Here is a 14,493-nt window from a genome sequence, read left to right on the forward strand (position 1 = left end):
ATGAGCAATCACTGGCTGAGCTGGCTTGTGGCCGTGGGCACCGGCGCGGCCCAGGCCGCCATCGTCGATTGCCAACCGCAGGCCGGCAGTTTCACGGTCTTGCTCAGCGAGCCCACCGGCGGCCTGCTGAAGGCGGCCGAACTCAAGCCCTATCTGGAGCGGCTGCAGTTCGAGCTCGACCAGAACCGCAACGCCCAATGGATCAATCTGCCCGACACGCCGGTTCGCTTCGTTAGCTGCCCGGGCCGCGCGCCGGCGTTGGACGGCCGCGACCACAGCCCCGCCCTGGTCGACGGACTGCACACGCGGCGGGTGCTGCTGGAGATCTGGGGCCAGCTGTCCAGCGAGCCCGGACCGGGCGGCGCGAGCCTGCCTAGCGCCCAGCTGAACTATCTGCTGGTACCGCTGCAGCAGGCGGCCAATCAGCGCGAGGCGGCTGCGGGAGCCTTGCAGCGCCTGCGCTATCCGGAGGCCGGTACGGCGCCCACCCAGGACCCGGTCCAGCTGGTGGCACGCTCCAGCGACATCGATGCCTTTGTTGCCAGCGCCTTCGGCGTCAAGCTGCTGCGCGAGCGCAGCTTCGACCCCGCGCACCGCAATCTGTGCCGCGCCGATGTGCTGCTGGCGGCGCTCGCCAAGCGGCCACTGGCGGGGCGGGCCAAGAGCGAGCTGGAGGGCTTGCGCGCCTTTGTGCTGACATCTGCCGGGCGCGCGATCAGCGAGGCCAAGGCCGACGCAGCCTATTCGAAGACCGGCCTGCTGCGGCTGCGAGCCAGCGCCAAACCTTGCGACGAGGAGGCCAAGCCATGATGCGCCGCCTTCTATACGTCCTGGTGAGCCTGCTGGCGGTACTGGCCGGCCCGGCGAGATCGGCCGGCATGGAGCCCTGCAGCTATGCCTCGGTGTTCGAGGGCGCGGCGTTGAATGCCCTGGTCCTGCCCTATCAGGCCGAGACCCGCGACGGCCGGGCGCCACCGCCCGAGCTGCAGCTCGCCAGCCGCCAGATCGCCGCCCTGGTCCATCTGGAAGTGCTGATGGGGCTGCTGAAATACCCCTCGATCGGCGCCAAGCATCTATGGGCCGAACCCGGCGAGGTCTGCGATGTGGATGTGATCATCGGCCGTATCACCCGCGCCGGAGCCGCCGGAGCGCTGCGGCCGGGCCAGGGCGCGGTGCTGGTCTGGGGGCGCTTGTTCGAGCAGGCCGGCGAGTTCTATCTGCAGAGCTATCTGCGCTTTGTGCGCCAGGGTGGTGAGGGCAGCGGCGGGTCTGAACAGCTGTGGTTCAAAAACGGGCCGCTGCAGCTGCGCGGCAGCCTGCCGACCCAGGCCATCGCCTTTGCGCCGCGCCGCATCAGCCGCGCCGAGCTGGCCCAGGTGGACCGCGATTTCCGCCAGGCCATGGTCTTGCGGCCCCGACCCGAGCGCAGCGCTGCCGGCCGGGCCATCGAGTTCTCGCCTCACCAGGCGCTGGCTTTTTGGGTCAGTGAGGTGCGCGGTGAATGGTTGAAGCTGCAGTCGCAGCAGGGCGGCCCGGGCGGTTGGGTGCATGTGACCAGCCAGCCCCAGGCCGCCTGGTCGCTGCAGCGCTGGCTGCCCGAGCTGGCTTATGTGGATGCGGTCTCGGCCTTTGTGCGGCTGCGCGTCGACGGGCTGACGGCTGCGCAGCGCACCCGCACGGCCGCCCTGATGGAGCTGGGCCTGAGCCGCTACGAGCGCGCGGTGCCGGCCGATCTGGCGCCCGGCGCCTGGGGGCTGGCCAGCGCCTTGCGCGGCTGGCAGGCCTGGGAGCAGGGACGTTACGAAGCCGCGTTGGCCCTGTTCGAGCTGGCCCAGGCGCAGTTGCCGGCTTATGCCGGCGCGCGCCAGTTGGCGGCGCTGGCGCGGGTGGCGGTCAGCCCCGAGGCCTTGAATGCCGACAGCGCGGCGCGGCTGTCGCGCGAACTGATGGCCGCGCTGGCGCTGGCGCCGGACAACGGGCTGCTGCTGGGCAACCTTGAGCGGCTCTATGCCTTCTACGAGCAGCAGCGCCCCGACTGGAGTCCCTTCGAGCCCGAGGCACTGCGTGAGCGCCAGCTCATCGTGCGGGCGGCAGCGCGGCGCCCATGAAATCCACCAGCTCGCGCACCACCGGCCCGGGCGCCGAGAACGAGCGCGCGCGCTGGTGTAGCCGGGCCAGGCCCGGGGTCTGCAGCGAGGCGATGGCGGTGGCCAGCGCGAGCGCGATGCTGTCGGCGTCGCCGGGATAGGCGCGCGGGCAGTGGTCGCCGAAGTTCAGCGCGTAGGCCACGTCCAGCGTCGGTTCGGTGATCGCGCCTATGCAGCCGCCAAAGCCAAGGCCCACCGCCGCGCAGCCGCGCATCAGGCCTTCCATCAGCGCATAGCCGGCACCGGTGATCACATCGATGCGCTCCAGCAGCGGCGCCGGGTCGGCCACCATGCCGCTGAACTCGGCGTTCAGTCCCAGCGCGGCGGCCTTGGCCTGCAGGGCCTGCAGATGGCTGCCGCCGCCTATCACCAGCACGCGGTAGCGCTCGCGCCCAGGCAGCCTGGCGATGGCCTCCAGCCATGCCTCGCAACGCGGGCCCTTGTGGCCGCTCAGCCGCGAGCAGTAGCCCAAAGTGATCGGTCCATCCGCGCGGCGCTCGCGCAGCGCCGGCATGTCTATCGGCAGCCGACTGCCCAGCACCGGGGGCTGGTGGGCGCCGCCGCCGTCCGCGATCAGCTGGGCATAGGTAGCGCGCAGGGTCTCGCACATCGTCACCACGCCGTCGGCGTTGCCGAACAGCTGCAGCCACTGGGCCATGCGTTCGGGGCTGTGGCCGTTGTGCATACAGGCCAGCCAGGGGATGCCGGCCCTGGCCCTGAGTCGGTGGGCGAAGCGGGCCTGGGTGTAGCTGTTGACGAAGAGCAGGTCGGGTTTGAGCCGATGCCTGAGCCAGGGCCTGGCCAGCGGCTCCAGCAGCGGATGGGCCGGCGGCAGGCGCAGCGCCCGGCCGGCGCCGAAGTCGCTGCGGGCCGGCCAGACATGGACCTCATGGCCCTGCGCCACCAGCTCCCGCGCCAGTATGCGGTTGTAGGTGGTGATGCCGTTGGGCGAGGTGTCGCGGAGCAGGAGTAGGAGGCGCATGGGGCACGGCGGGCGGGCAGGGCTGCACTGTAGCGCAGGGCTCGCGGCCCGGGCCCCGCAACGACGGCCTTGCGCGAGGCACTGCATCGGCTGGCGGCGGCGCCGCGATTGATGGATAACTACAGTGTAGTTAGACTTGCCGCACGAGCGCGCTTCGCTTTGGATGGCATGAGAAGAAGGCAGCGGCGAAGGCCCAAAAGCATAGCTTCACTTTCGAGGAGGGCCGCTCTGTTTTCGTTGACGAGCGTGCCGAGTTGATCGATGGCCCGGATCACTCAGAGGACGAGGAGCGCTTTGGCCTTCTTGGCTTGAGCAGCGCCTTGCGCAGGCTGCTTGTCTGTCATTGCTGGCGCAGCGGTGGCAACGTCATTCGCTTGATCTCGGCGCGCAAGGCCACAGCCAGGGAGTCCCGGGCCTGTCCGTAGAGGGTTTTGTTTATGCGCAAGGAATACGACTTCAGCACTGCAAGGAACAATCCCTATGCAGCGCAACGCAAGAAGCAGATCACGATCAGGCTCGACGAAGAGTTGATCGCCTACTTCAAGGCGATCTCGGAAGATGTTGGCATTGCGTATCAGAGCCTGATCAATTTGTACCTGCGTGACTGCGCGGCCAAGCACCGCAAGCTGGATCTGAGCTGGAAGTAGCCACCTGCTGTTCAGCTCCCCAACCTAGCAGTGCCTTGAGACACAGAATTTGTTCTGTTGATTGCAAGCCGGGAGGCGCGCAAGAAAGCCGAATTTTCATGGAAGTCGCCCGATGAACACCACCCCCGAAGCCCTTGTCCGCGAGTTTTGGCGCCTGATGGCCTCCAACGATTTCGACTCGGTCAGGCAGGTCCTGTCCCCAGACTTTGTGATGGAGTGGCCGCAATCGCGCGAGCGCATCCGGGGTGCCGATAACTTCGCGCGAATGAACAGCGAGTACCCGAGCACCGGCCGCTGGCAGTTCCAGATCAACCGCTTGCTGAGCCAGGGCGAGGCCGTCGTGACCCAGGTCAGCCTCACGGACGGCACGCAGTCCGCCGAGCCGATCTCCTTCTTCACCGTCGAGCAAGGCCGTATCACCCGGCTGGTCGAGTACTGGCCCGATCCCTTCGAGCCCCAGGCCAATCGCAGCCACCTGGTGGAGCGCATGGACTGAGTGCAGCAGCGCGTTCCGCTGCGCGGCATTGACAGGGCTCTCGATCCGATGCAGTTCGATCTCAAGCAGCGCTCGCAGCGCTTGGCCCAGCGGCTCGGTCCCGGTCATTGCTGTGACCGCTGGGGTGGGGCTGCGGCGGCCCGGCCGGCGCTGGAAACTCCACCGCCTGCCCGACCGGCAGCTTGACCATGCAGGCGGCGAACAGCGCGCTGTCCAGCCACTGCGCCAGCCAGCGCTGCAGAGCCGGCCACCGCGCGCGCTGTGCTGCATCCCCAAACCAGTCGGGCTGCACCGCCGCGAACTGGCGAACGAAGGGAAAGAGTGCCAGATCGCTGGCGCAGGGCGAGTCGCCGCCCAGATAGGCATGACCCTGCAGGCGCTGCTGCAGCGGTGTCAGCAGCGCGGCCACGGCCCGCTCGCGATGTCGGTCGCGGTCGGCCGCCTCGTCGGGATAGCGCTCAGGGTATTTGTAGCGGTCGAGATGGTGCTTGAACTCGCCGTCGTTGATGCCTAGCAGCGCCAGGTTGTCGGCCGTCTGGGCGCGCTGCCAGTAGCCGTCGGGATCGGCCGGCGCCAGCGCCCAGCGCATGATGTCCCAGCTCTGCTCCAGCACGGTGCCGTCGCTCAGCCGCAGCACCGGCACCGTGCCTTTGGGTGATAGGGCCAGCAGCTCGGCAGGCTTGTCGCGCAGCACGATCTCGTGGACGCGAAAGCGCAGCCCCGCCTGCAGCAAGGCCATGCGGGCCCGCATCGCATAGGGGCAGCGACGGTAGCTGTAGAGCAGCGGCAACACCACGAATCGGCTGGCCTTTCTCTGTACCTCAGGCCTGCAGCAAATCGTACAAGCTTCGCGCGACGACCTTGGTCGCGCGCCGCAGATCATCCAACACCAGATGTTCGTCGGCCCGCTTGGCATTACTTTGCAGCACGGTGCGCGGGCCGGCGCCATAGATCGCGGCCGGGATGCCCTGTTCGCCATAGAGGCGCACATCGGTGTAGAGCGGCGTTCCCGAGGTCGGAATCGCCTCGCCGAACACAGCCGAGCCGTGCCTTTGCAAGGCATCAACCAAGGGCTTGTTGCCGGGCAGCGGGTTGAGCGCGCGGGCCAGCAGCAGACGTTTGATCTCGACCGTAATGCCGGGATACGTGGCGGCCGCCTGGGCAATCAGCTCGCGGATGCTGGCCTCGACCGCGACCGGGTCCTCCTCGGGAATCATGCGGCGGTCCAGCTTCAGCGCGACCTTGCCGGGCACGACATTGGTATTGGTGCCGCCTTCAATGCGGCCGACATTCAGATAGGGGTGCGTGATGCCCTCGACCCGGCTCGTGATCTTTTTGTACTCAGTATTCTGCGCATAAAGCGCGTTCAGGATGGCGACCGCGCCCTGCAGCGCGTCGACGCCGGTGTCGGGGATGGCGGCGTGCGCCATCTTTCCGTGCACTGTGACTTCCATTTGCAGGCAACCATTGTGCGCGGTGACGACCTGGTAGCTGAAGCCGGCGGCCAAGAGCAGATCGGGCTTGGTGAGGCCCTGCTTCAAGAGCCAGCCTGGGCCCAGCTCGCCGCCGAATTCTTCGTCGTAGGTGAAGTGCAGTTCGACGCCGCCTCTCAAAGGCGCGTTCAGCGACTCCAGCGCGCGCAGCGCAAAGGTGTAGCTCGCAAAGTCGCTCTTGCTGACGGCGGCGGCGCGGCCGTAGAGCTTGCCGTCCACGACCTCACCGCTGTAGGGACCGTGCGTCCAGCCCTCTCCGGGCGGCACCACGTCGCCATGGGCGTTCAGCGCGATCACCGGGCCGCCGGGGACGAAGGAGCGGCGCACGATCAGATTGGTGATCGACTGCAGACCGTAGGCCTTGACCTCGGCATCGGGCACCGCATGCTTCTCGGCCGTGTAGCCCATCGTCGCCAGCAGCTCGGCGGTGCGTTCGGCGTGGGGCGCGTTATTGCCGGGCGGGGTGTCGGTGGGTACCTGGACCAGGGCTTGCAGAAAGCGCACTTGCTCGTCGAAATGCGCGTCTATCCACTGATCGAGTTGTTCGTAGCGAGCGTTCATGGGCGGCATTCTTCGGCGAGGTTGTGCAAAAGGCTTTGGAAGGCCTGGACGCAGAGCTGGGCGTCGTCGGCGGTGATGGACTCCAGCGGGTTGTGGCTGATACCCGCGTTGGCGCCGCGCAGAAAGAGCATGGCCTGTGGCATGGCCTCGTGCAGCTTCATCGCGTCGTGTCCCGCCCCCGAGGGCATGCGGTAGACCGGCAAGCCCTGGGCGCGCACCGCCGCTTCCCAGCGAGCCTGCCAGGCCGGGTCACTGGGGGCGGCATCGGCCGCCATGGTCTGCTCCAGCGTGAAGCTCAGTCCGCGGCGCTCGCAGAGGGCGGCCAGCTCGGCGCGTACATCGGCGTCCAGCGCGTCGCGCGCCGCATTGGTGGTCGCGCGCAGGTCCAGGCTGAACAGGCAGCGGCCCGGCACCACGTTGATCGAGCCTGCCGGCACCTGCAGCATGCCGACGGTGCCGACCACATCGGGCACCGAAGCGGCGCGCTTCTCGACAAACAGGATCAGCTCGGCCGCTGCGGCCGCCGCGTCGCGACGCCGGTCCATCGGCGTGGTGCCGGCATGCGAGGCCATGCCAGAGATCTCGCACTGGTAGCGCATGCTGCCGTTGATCGAGCTGACGACGCCCAGCGGCAGGTCGATTTCGTTGAGAACCGGCCCTTGCTCGATATGCACTTCGACAAAGCCCAGGTACTGCGCGGCATCGCGCTGCAGCGAAGCAATGGATCGCAAGGTCGCCGGCAGGCCGGCCGCGCGCATCGCGTCGGCCATGGAGATGCCGTCGGCATCGAGCTGGTCCAGCCAGCGCGGGTCGAACTGCTTGATCAGAGCGCCCGAGCCGAGGAAGGTGGCCTTGTAGCGCTGGCCTTCCTCCTCGGCAAAGCCGACCACCTCGATGCCGAAGGGCAGGCGCCGTCGCTGCGCGCGCAGCTCTCGCACGCAGGCCATGGGCACGAAGATGCCCAGCCGGCCGTCGTACTTGCCGCCATTACGCACCGTGTCGTAGTGGCTGCCGGTCAGCAGGCGCTTCGCATTCGGTTCGGCGCCGTGATAGACGCCAACGACATTGCCCACAGCGTCGAGGCTGACCTCGTCGAAGCCGCAGTCGTCCAACATCCACTGCTGCAGCTGCGCCGCGCAGGCGCGGTGCGCCTCGGTCAGATAGGTAACGGTGAGTTCGCCGCGCTCCTTGAAGCCGGGGTCGGAATGCACGGCCAGGGCCTCGGCCCAGTCCCAGACCTGCTCGCCGAGCGCGGGGCTGGCGCCGAACTTGTCGTTCAGGCGGATCTCGGCGATGCGGTGGATATTGCGCAGGCATTCGGCCCGCTCGAAGTCCGGATGGCCGGCGAGCCGGCGCGCCAAGGTCGCGATGATCTCGCTGCGGGGCAAGCCCTGACCCCGGGGGCCGCGCACCGCGAGGATGAAGGGCCAACCGAACTTGGCGCTGTAGTCGGCGTTGAGCTGTTGGATGCGGGCGAACTCTTCGGGCGTGCAGGCCGTCAGCCCGGCCTGGTTCTGCTCGTTGGTGGATTCGGCCGTCAGCGACTTCGCCACCATGGCCTTACCGGCCAGCTCGGGGTGGGCACGTATCAGGGCCAGCTGCTCCTCACGGCTGGCCTCGCGCACCGACCGGGCCAGAGCCAGCTTCAGCTGTGCCAGGGTCGCGAACGGGCGGGCGGCGGCGGCCCGCTCTGCCACCCAGGGCGAGTGCTCATAAGTGCCGTCCAGCAGCGCGACGAAGTCGGCATCGCTGGCGGCGTTCAATCGGGTCAGGGTCAGCATGATGGCGGCCTCACTCCCAGACAAAAGCGGTGTTGACATCGAAGGGATGGGTGGCGCGCCAGTGCCGCGCGATGTCGACGCGGCGGCAGACCCAGACGCGGTCGTGCTTCTCGATATGGTCCAGGAAGCGCTGCAGCGCCCGCAGGCGGCCGGGCTTGCCCAGCAGCCGGCAGTGCATGCCGATGCTCATCATCTTCGGCGTTTCGTCGCCCTCGGCATAGAGCACATCGAAGCTGTCGCGCAGATACTCGAAGAATTCGTCGCCATGGCTGAAACCCTGGGGCAGAGCGAAGCGCATATCGTTGCAGTCCAGCGTGTAGGGCACGACCAGATGCGGGGCCAGTTGGCCGTCGCTCTTGCGAACCTGCAGCCAGAAGGGCAGGTCATCGCCGTAGTAGTCGCTGTCGTACTCAAAGCCGCCGTAATCGGCCACCAGGCGGCGGGTGTTGGGGCTGTCGCGGCCGGTGTACCAACCCGAGGCCCGTTCGCCGGTCAGGCGCTGCAGCAGCTCCATGCCGATCTCCATATGCTGGCGCTCGGTGGCCTCGTCCATGCCCTGGTAGTGGATCCAGCGCCAGCCGTGGCAGGCAATCTCGTGGTTCAGCTCGACCAGGGCTTTCGTCAGCTCCGGGTGGCGATCCAGCGCCATCGAGACGCCAAACACCGTCAGCGGCAGCGCGCGCTTCTCGAACTCGCGCAGCAATCGCCAGACCCCCACCCGCGAGCCGTACTCGTAAATGCCTTCCATACTCAGATGGCGCGCCGGGAAGGCCGGCGGATTGAACATCTCGGAGAGAAACTGCTCGCTGCCGGCGTCGCCATGCAGCACCGAGTTCTCTCCGCCTTCCTCGTAGTTCAGGACGAACTGCACCGCGATGCGGGCCTGGCCCGGCCACTGCGCATGCGGTGGCTTCTCGCCGTAACCGATCAAATCTCTGGGGTACATGTCAGCCCCGCGTTCGATGAGTACATCGCCCGATGCCCCGAAGGGATGGAGCCCGCTTGGAGCGGCCCGGCGCTGGGCCCCAGCCGGTTTGCATTATTGTTTTCATGGTGAGAGCACGCTTTTCAAATCCTTGACGCGCGGGTTCAACCGCAGATTCGCCTCTACATTGCCCAGATGCGCTTCCAGCAGCTTCAGCGCGGCCTTCTTGTCGCCGCGCTCCAGCGCGTCAACGATGGCCTCATGCTCGGCCTGCGACTCGGCCGCCGAGTGGCTGCTCTGGTACATCAAAGCAATCAGCGAGCTGCGCGACAGCAGATCGGTCAGCAGCTGGGCCAGCACCTCATTGCCCTGCATGCGCGCCAGGATCACATGGAAGTCGGCCAGCAGCCGCGTGCGGCCGCTGACATCGGTATGCGCGACCGCCTCGCGCTCGGCCTTCAGATGGGCGCGCAGTTGCGCGATCTGGGCCTTGGTGACGGTGGCAGCCAGCTGGCTGATCATCGCCGCCTCCAGCATCTTGCGCACCTCGAAGACCTGGCGCGCTTCCTCGACGCTGGGCTGGGCCACAAAAGCGCCGCGCGCCGGCTCCAGCGTCACTAGCCTGTCGCGGCTGAGCTGGTTCAGCGCCTGACGCACCAGCGTGCGCGAGACCTGGAAGATGTCTGCAATCTGCTGCTCGGCCAGCTTGGTGCCAGGCATCAGCCGGCGCTCGACGATGGCCTGGGTGATCGAGTCGGCGATGCGGTCGGTGGCTGACAGGGCAGTTTTGGCAGGCATTGTGTTCTGAAGTGTATACACTTTGCCGCATGGACTCGAAGGAACAATCGATGGGCAAGCTCACCACCCATGTGCTGGACACCATGCACGGCAGCCCGGCCGCCGGCATGACCGTGACTCTGTATCGTCTGGACGGGCGCGAGGCCCGCGAGCTGAAAACCCTGAACCTCAACGCCGACGGCCGCGCCGACGGCCCGCTGCTGGAGGGTCAGACCTTACTCGCCGGGCGCTACCGCCTGGTGTTCGGCGTCGCGGCCTATTTCATGGCGCGGGGCGTGCAGCTGCCCGAGCCGGCTTTTCTGGACGAGGTGCCGCTGGACTTCGGTATTGCCGATGTGGCGGGCCACTACCATGTGCCGCTGCTCGCCAGCCCGTGGAGCTACTCGACCTATCGCGGCAGTTGACCGGCCATGCGAGATTGGCAGCTTCTGCAGCGCGCGCTGGCGCGCGAGCCTGCGGTACTGGTCACGGTCGAACGGGTCGAAGGTAGTGGCCCGCGCGAGGTCGGGGCCTGGATGGCGCTGACGCCCGACCGGCTGTTCGCCACCATAGGCGGCGGCCAGCTGGAATTCGAGGCGATTGCCCAGGCTCGCGCGCTGCTTGCCGTGGGCGCCGTGGCCGAGCCGCTGCGCCGCTATGCGTTAGGCCCCAGCCTGGGGCAGTGCTGCGGCGGTGTCGTGCATCTGCGCTATGAGCTGCTGGGTGCGGCCGATATCGGCGGCCTGCGGGCGCGGCTGGCGCAGGAGGAAAACCTGATGCCGGTGGCGCTGTTCGGCGGCGGCCATGTGGGGCGGGCCATCATCGCGCTGCTAGGCCGGCTGCCGGCCCGGGTGCTGTGGGTGGACAGCCGCGACGAGATCTTCCCGGCCGAGCTGCCCGACAACATCGTCGCCGAGCATTCCGAGCCTGTGCAGGCGGCGGTGGGAGACCTGGCCCCCGGCTCCCGGGTGCTGATCATGAGCTTCAGCCATGCCGAGGACCTGGACGTCGTCGCCGCCTGCCTGCAGCGCCAGCGCGAGCGCGCAGATCTGCCCTATGTGGGCCTGATCGGCAGCAAGAGCAAATGGGCGAGCTTTCGCCAGCGCCTGCTGGCACGCGGCTTCTCCGAGGCCGAGCTGGCCCGCGTCACCTGCCCCATCGGCGTGCCCGGCATCTCCGGCAAGCAGCCCGAGGTGATCGCGGTGGCCGTGGTGGCGCAGTTGCTGCAGGGCTGGCGCTGACTCGGTGCGACAGCGCACCGACGCCGGGTCGGCATCGGCGCACGCTGGGTTTGTGGGCGTGGCCTTTGAGCCAGCGTTGGTCAGGTTGATCCACCGCAGCCGCAAGTAGTGCCGGTTTCGCCCCAGATTTGGCGCCGTGCACTTGCGCCGCCATGAGGATCAGCACATGCCCAATTCATCACTCCGAACCGGGCCGGCGGGCTACGAACTGCGGTTCGCCAACCTATTTGATCGCGGGCGCGGTTATGCCTTCCCCTGCGATGCCCAGGGCTGCGTCGCGCTGGACCTGCTCAGCGAATGCGCGCGCAATAACTATTTCTATGCCCGCGCCGTGGTGGGAATGGAGCTGTCACAGCCCGGCGTGCTGGCGACCGCCCCCCCGATCTGAGGGGGCGGTCATCGGGCTGTCGCGGGCCTGTCATCGACGCCTCCTAACTTGCCGACTTCGGTCACAACAAGCAAGCCAGGAGCTGATGATGAGCAAGACGATTTCCAACACCCTGATCGCCGCCACCCTGGGCCTGGGCAGCCTCGCTGCACAGGCCCAGGTGCAGATCACCGAGTGGCTCTACAACACTTCGGAGTTCATCGAGTTCACCAACCTCGGCAGCTCGGCCGTAGACTTCAGCGGCTGGTCATTCGACGACGACTCGCGCCTGGCCGGCGTCGTGAATCTGTCCGGCTTCGGGCTGGTGGGCGCCGGCGAGTCGGTGATCCTGGCCGAGTCCGATGCTGCAGACTTCCGTGCCGCTTGGGGCCTGACCGCCGGCGTCAAGGTGATCGGCAATAACGGCACCAATCTGGGTCGCGCCGACGAGATCAACCTGTTCGACGGCGCCGGGCAACTGGTTGACCGTCTGACCTACGGCGATCAGGCTCGTGGCACGGTGCGCGCCGACACGCGCAGCGGCAACCCGCTGAGCCTGGCCGACCTGCAGCAGACCACGCCCACCCGCTGGGTGCTGGCCTCGGACGGGGATGCCTTCGGCTCGCGTCTGTCGCTGGACGGTGGCATCGGCAACCCCGGTCAGTTCGCACTGGCTGTGCCCGAGCCCTCGAGCTATGCGCTGCTGATCGGTGGCCTGGCCCTGCTGGCCGGTGTGGCACGCCGCCGCGCGAAGTAAAAAGGCGGTCACGATCATGAGCATCAAGAAAACCCTGCTGGCGCTGGCCCTGTCCATGGGCGCGCTGGGCGCCTCTGCCGCCGGCCTCGATCTGTCGCGCTACCAGCTCGGCGCCAACTACGCGCTCGACACGCTGGGCGGCATGGGGCTGGAAGCCTCGGCCGTGAGCTATGCGCGCGACCGCAACAGCCTGTTCTTCGTCGGTGACGAGGGCCTGGGCGTGGTCGAGATCTCGCTGACCGGCCAGACGCTGGGCAGCATGCGCTTCTCCGGCTGGCCGACCAACAGCACGCACAACGATGCCGAGGGCCTGGCCTATCTAGGCAATGGCCAGCTGGTGGTGGTCGACGAGCGGCCGCAGGATGCGCACCGCTTCAGCTACCAGGCCGGTGGCAGTATCAATCTGGCGAATGCCCAGTCGGTGTCCTTTGGCGGCAACGCCGGCAATCTGGGCACTGAGGGCATCAGCTACGATCCGCGCAACGGCGGCAGCTTCGTCACCGTCAAGCAGGGCAGCCCGCAGGCCGTGCTGGCCGGCGGCCTGAACTTCGCGACCGGCGTCTCGACAATGAGCGCGCTGTTCAGCCCGGCGCTGCTGGGCCTGGCCAGCCTGTCGGATGTGCAGACCCTGGCCTCGGTCGATGCGCTGGCCGGCACGGCGGCAGCCGATCACCTGCTGATCTTGAGCCTGGAATCGCAGCGCCTGGTCGAGGTCAACCGCAGCGGCCAGATCTTCTCCAGCCTGGACCTCAGCGGCCTGACCCAGCAGGCCATCGAGGGCGTGACGGTGGACGAGAAAGGCATCATCTACCTGGTCGCCGAGGATTCGGGCTTCGGAAATTCGCGCCTGATCGTGCTGACGCCGGTGCCCGAGCCGGCCAGTGTGATGCTGATGCTGGCGGGCCTGGGGCTGCTGGGCTGGCGCGCAAGACGGCGCTGAGCAGCGCTGGGAGCCGCAGGGTCGCGGCGATGATGTGACGCGAAACTGTATACACTTCTGCTCACACATCGCCGCGGCGCCCGGGTGTAGCCACCCGGTCAGCGCGATGCTTCGCCGGTTCACAGCGCCCGCAGTGGTGGGCCGGCCCATCGTCCGCTGGGTGCTGCTGCATGGAAACTTATCTGCTCGACTGGGCCAATTTGCTCTTGCGTTGGCTGCATGTCATCGTGGGCATCGCCTGGATCGGCGCCTCTTTCTACTTCGTCTGGCTGGACAATCATCTGCTCAAGCCTGCGGCGGCCGATCTGAAGGCCAAGGGTGTTGACGGCGAGCTGTGGGCCGTGCACGGTGGCGGCTTCTACAACCCGCAGAAGTACCTGGTGGCGCCGCCCGATCTGCCCCAGCATCTGCACTGGTTCTACTGGGAGAGCTACTGGACCTGGATGAGCGGCTTCGCGCTGTTCGTCGTGCTCTACCTCTTCAATGCCGAGAGCTTTCTGATCGACAAGCGGGTGTTCGATTGGGGCGCGCCAGCGGCGATCACGGCGGCGCTGGGATTCCTGGCTGCCGGCTGGCTGGTCTATGACCAGATCTGCCGCCGTTTCGGGCACAGCAAGGATGGCAGCATCGGCAATGACGGTCTGGTGCTGGGTCTGATCGCGGTCTTTGTCGTCGCGGCGAGCTGGGGCGCGGGACAACTGTTCGCCGGCCGCGCGGCCTTTCTGATCATCGGCGCGATGCTGGCGACGATGATGAGCGCCAATGTGTTCTTCTGGATCATTCCGGGCCAGAAACAGGTAATTGCCGATATGCGCGCCGGCCGATCGGTGAACCCGGTGTTCGGCCAGCGCGGCAAGCAGCGCAGCGTGCACAACACTTATTTCACGCTGCCGGTGCTGATCGCGATGCTCAGCAACCACTACGGCATGCTCTACAGCCATGCCCAGGGCTGGCTGGTGCTGGTGCTGCTGATGGCCGTCGGCGTGCTGGTGCGGACCTGGTTCGTCAAGCGGCACAAAGGTGTCAACGCCTGGGGCCTGATCGTCACTGCCCTGGCACTGCTGGCTGTGCTGATCGCCTGGATGGCTCCGGCCAAGCCGGACGCTGCCGCCGCAACAGCGGCCTCCGCGCCGACGCTGGCCCAGGTGCAGGCCGTGATCGAGCAGCGCTGCACGATGTGCCACAACGCCCAGCTGGCCCAGAAGGGCATGCAGTTGCACACGCCGGCACTGGTCGAGCAGCATGCCCAGGCGATTTACCAGCAGGCGGTCGTGCAGAAGATCATGCCGCTGAACAATGCGACGCAGATCACGGACGAGGAGCGGGCCTTGCTGGGGCGCTGGTTCGAGGCGCGGCAGGCCGGCGCTCGTTGATGCTCT

The 14,493-nt window shown here is 67.4% G+C and carries 16 protein-coding genes and 1 pseudogene; 11 read left to right on the top strand and 6 right to left on the bottom strand.

Translation table 11 applies throughout. From position 1 onward, the window contains the following. Nucleotides 1–810: a hypothetical protein gene (locus OOZ63_RS03130; RefSeq protein ID WP_266003856.1), complete on the top strand. Its 810-nt coding sequence runs from the start codon at nucleotides 1–3 to the stop codon at nucleotides 808–810. Next, nucleotides 807–2,108 (top strand): hypothetical protein, encoded by a 1,302-nt coding sequence (locus tag OOZ63_RS03135; RefSeq protein ID WP_266003857.1) that lies wholly within the window; start codon nucleotides 807–809, stop codon nucleotides 2,106–2,108. The genes OOZ63_RS03130 and OOZ63_RS03135 overlap by 4 nt, the downstream gene beginning before the upstream one ends. Here the strand turns inward: OOZ63_RS03135 and OOZ63_RS03140 are convergent. After that, complete coding sequence (locus OOZ63_RS03140) at nucleotides 2,077–3,129, bottom strand: glycosyltransferase family 4 protein (RefSeq protein ID WP_266003859.1); 1,053 nt, start codon at nucleotides 3,127–3,129, stop codon at nucleotides 2,077–2,079. The genes OOZ63_RS03135 and OOZ63_RS03140 overlap by 32 nt on opposite strands. A 176-nt stretch (nucleotides 3,130–3,305) precedes the next feature. On the opposite strand from OOZ63_RS03140, the pseudogene OOZ63_RS03145 reads away from it, so the two are divergent. The 3 genes and pseudogenes from OOZ63_RS03145 to OOZ63_RS03155 all read left to right on the top strand — a co-directional run. Beyond that, nucleotides 3,306–3,554, top strand: a pseudogene (locus tag OOZ63_RS03145) (BrnT family toxin); the annotation flags it as partial. Between the two features lie 12 nt (nucleotides 3,555–3,566). Next, entirely contained in the window at nucleotides 3,567–3,776 is a 210-nt protein-coding gene (locus OOZ63_RS03150; protein WP_266003860.1) for a BrnA antitoxin family protein, read from the top strand. A gap of 112 nt (nucleotides 3,777–3,888) precedes the next feature. Further along, a complete protein-coding gene (locus OOZ63_RS03155) occupies nucleotides 3,889–4,272 on the top strand; it encodes a nuclear transport factor 2 family protein (protein ID WP_266003861.1) in 384 nt (127 codons plus the stop codon). A 61-nt stretch (nucleotides 4,273–4,333) separates the two neighbouring features. Here the strand turns inward: OOZ63_RS03155 and OOZ63_RS03160 are convergent, their stop codons facing one another. From OOZ63_RS03160 to OOZ63_RS03180, 5 genes are all read right to left on the bottom strand, one after another. Then, the gene (locus OOZ63_RS03160; protein ID WP_266003863.1) at nucleotides 4,334–5,068 is read right to left on the bottom strand and encodes a glutathione S-transferase; all 735 of its coding nucleotides are present in this window, start codon (nucleotides 5,066–5,068) and stop codon (nucleotides 4,334–4,336) included. A gap of 25 nt (nucleotides 5,069–5,093) precedes the next feature. Beyond that, on the bottom strand, nucleotides 5,094–6,326 hold the full coding sequence (locus OOZ63_RS03165; RefSeq protein WP_266003864.1) for a M20 family metallopeptidase: 1,233 nt from the start codon (nucleotides 6,324–6,326) through the stop codon (nucleotides 5,094–5,096). Then, nucleotides 6,323–8,110: a 2-oxo-4-hydroxy-4-carboxy-5-ureidoimidazoline decarboxylase gene (gene uraD / locus OOZ63_RS03170; RefSeq protein WP_266004277.1), complete on the bottom strand. Its 1,788-nt coding sequence runs from the start codon at nucleotides 8,108–8,110 to the stop codon at nucleotides 6,323–6,325. Before uraD ends, OOZ63_RS03165 begins: the two co-directional genes overlap by 4 nt. Before the next feature lie 7 nt (nucleotides 8,111–8,117). Next, nucleotides 8,118–9,053, bottom strand: a complete 936-nt coding sequence (gene puuE / locus OOZ63_RS03175) for an allantoinase PuuE (protein WP_266003865.1) — start codon at nucleotides 9,051–9,053, stop codon at nucleotides 8,118–8,120. Nucleotides 9,054–9,155: 102 nt separating this feature from the next. Continuing rightward, a complete protein-coding gene (locus OOZ63_RS03180; protein ID WP_266003866.1) occupies nucleotides 9,156–9,830 on the bottom strand; it encodes a GntR family transcriptional regulator in 675 nt (224 codons plus the stop codon). 50 nt (nucleotides 9,831–9,880) lie between these two features. Between OOZ63_RS03180 and uraH the strand changes: the two genes are divergently transcribed. The 6 genes from uraH to OOZ63_RS03210 all read left to right on the top strand — a co-directional run bounded on the left by uraH (nucleotide 9,881) and on the right by OOZ63_RS03210 (nucleotide 14,487). Beyond that, a complete protein-coding gene (gene uraH, locus OOZ63_RS03185; RefSeq protein ID WP_266003867.1) occupies nucleotides 9,881–10,234 on the top strand; it encodes a hydroxyisourate hydrolase in 354 nt (117 codons plus the stop codon). Nucleotides 10,235–10,240: 6 nt separating this feature from the next. After that, the gene (gene xdhC, locus OOZ63_RS03190; RefSeq protein ID WP_266003868.1) at nucleotides 10,241–11,050 is read left to right on the top strand and encodes a xanthine dehydrogenase accessory protein XdhC; all 810 of its coding nucleotides are present in this window, start codon (nucleotides 10,241–10,243) and stop codon (nucleotides 11,048–11,050) included. Nucleotides 11,051–11,216: 166 nt separating this feature from the next. Beyond that, a complete protein-coding gene (locus OOZ63_RS03195; RefSeq protein WP_266003869.1) occupies nucleotides 11,217–11,438 on the top strand; it encodes a hypothetical protein in 222 nt (73 codons plus the stop codon). A gap of 88 nt (nucleotides 11,439–11,526) precedes the next feature. Then, nucleotides 11,527–12,174 carry a lamin tail domain-containing protein gene (locus tag OOZ63_RS03200; RefSeq protein WP_266003871.1) on the top strand — a complete coding sequence of 216 codons (648 nt, stop codon included), beginning with the start codon at nucleotides 11,527–11,529 and terminating at the stop codon, nucleotides 12,172–12,174. A gap of 16 nt (nucleotides 12,175–12,190) precedes the next feature. Next, entirely contained in the window at nucleotides 12,191–13,114 is a 924-nt protein-coding gene (locus OOZ63_RS03205; protein WP_266003872.1) for an SdiA-regulated domain-containing protein, read from the top strand. 170 nt (nucleotides 13,115–13,284) lie between these two features. Beyond that, entirely contained in the window at nucleotides 13,285–14,487 is a 1,203-nt protein-coding gene (locus OOZ63_RS03210; RefSeq protein WP_266003873.1) for a urate hydroxylase PuuD, read from the top strand. Nucleotides 14,488–14,493: the final 6 nt, after the last annotated feature.

The sequence above is a fragment of the Paucibacter sp. PLA-PC-4 genome (assembly GCF_026241155.1).
Taxonomy (GTDB): domain Bacteria; phylum Pseudomonadota; class Gammaproteobacteria; order Burkholderiales; family Burkholderiaceae_C; genus Roseateles_E.

Excerpts from the sequence above, each read along its gene's own strand:
- OOZ63_RS03135 (WP_266003857.1), top strand. The coding sequence starts at position 807 with ATGATGCGCCGCCTTCTATACGTCCTGGTGAGCCTGCTGGCGGTACTG.
- OOZ63_RS03140 (WP_266003859.1), bottom strand. The coding sequence starts at position 3,129 with ATGCGCCTCCTACTCCTGCTCCGCGACACCTCGCCCAACGGCATCACC.
- uraH (WP_266003867.1), top strand. The coding sequence starts at position 9,881 with ATGGGCAAGCTCACCACCCATGTGCTGGACACCATGCACGGCAGCCCG.
- OOZ63_RS03165 (WP_266003864.1), bottom strand. The coding sequence starts at position 6,326 with ATGAACGCTCGCTACGAACAACTCGATCAGTGGATAGACGCGCATTTC.
- puuE (WP_266003865.1), bottom strand. The coding sequence starts at position 9,053 with ATGTACCCCAGAGATTTGATCGGTTACGGCGAGAAGCCACCGCATGCG.
- OOZ63_RS03130 (WP_266003856.1), top strand. The coding sequence starts at position 1 with ATGAGCAATCACTGGCTGAGCTGGCTTGTGGCCGTGGGCACCGGCGCG.
- OOZ63_RS03155 (WP_266003861.1), top strand. The coding sequence starts at position 3,889 with ATGAACACCACCCCCGAAGCCCTTGTCCGCGAGTTTTGGCGCCTGATG.
- OOZ63_RS03180 (WP_266003866.1), bottom strand. The coding sequence starts at position 9,830 with ATGCCTGCCAAAACTGCCCTGTCAGCCACCGACCGCATCGCCGACTCG.
- OOZ63_RS03205 (WP_266003872.1), top strand. The coding sequence starts at position 12,191 with ATGAGCATCAAGAAAACCCTGCTGGCGCTGGCCCTGTCCATGGGCGCG.
- xdhC (WP_266003868.1), top strand. The coding sequence starts at position 10,241 with ATGCGAGATTGGCAGCTTCTGCAGCGCGCGCTGGCGCGCGAGCCTGCG.
- OOZ63_RS03150 (WP_266003860.1), top strand. The coding sequence starts at position 3,567 with ATGCGCAAGGAATACGACTTCAGCACTGCAAGGAACAATCCCTATGCA.
- OOZ63_RS03210 (WP_266003873.1), top strand. The coding sequence starts at position 13,285 with ATGGAAACTTATCTGCTCGACTGGGCCAATTTGCTCTTGCGTTGGCTG.
- OOZ63_RS03195 (WP_266003869.1), top strand. The coding sequence starts at position 11,217 with ATGCCCAATTCATCACTCCGAACCGGGCCGGCGGGCTACGAACTGCGG.
- OOZ63_RS03200 (WP_266003871.1), top strand. The coding sequence starts at position 11,527 with ATGAGCAAGACGATTTCCAACACCCTGATCGCCGCCACCCTGGGCCTG.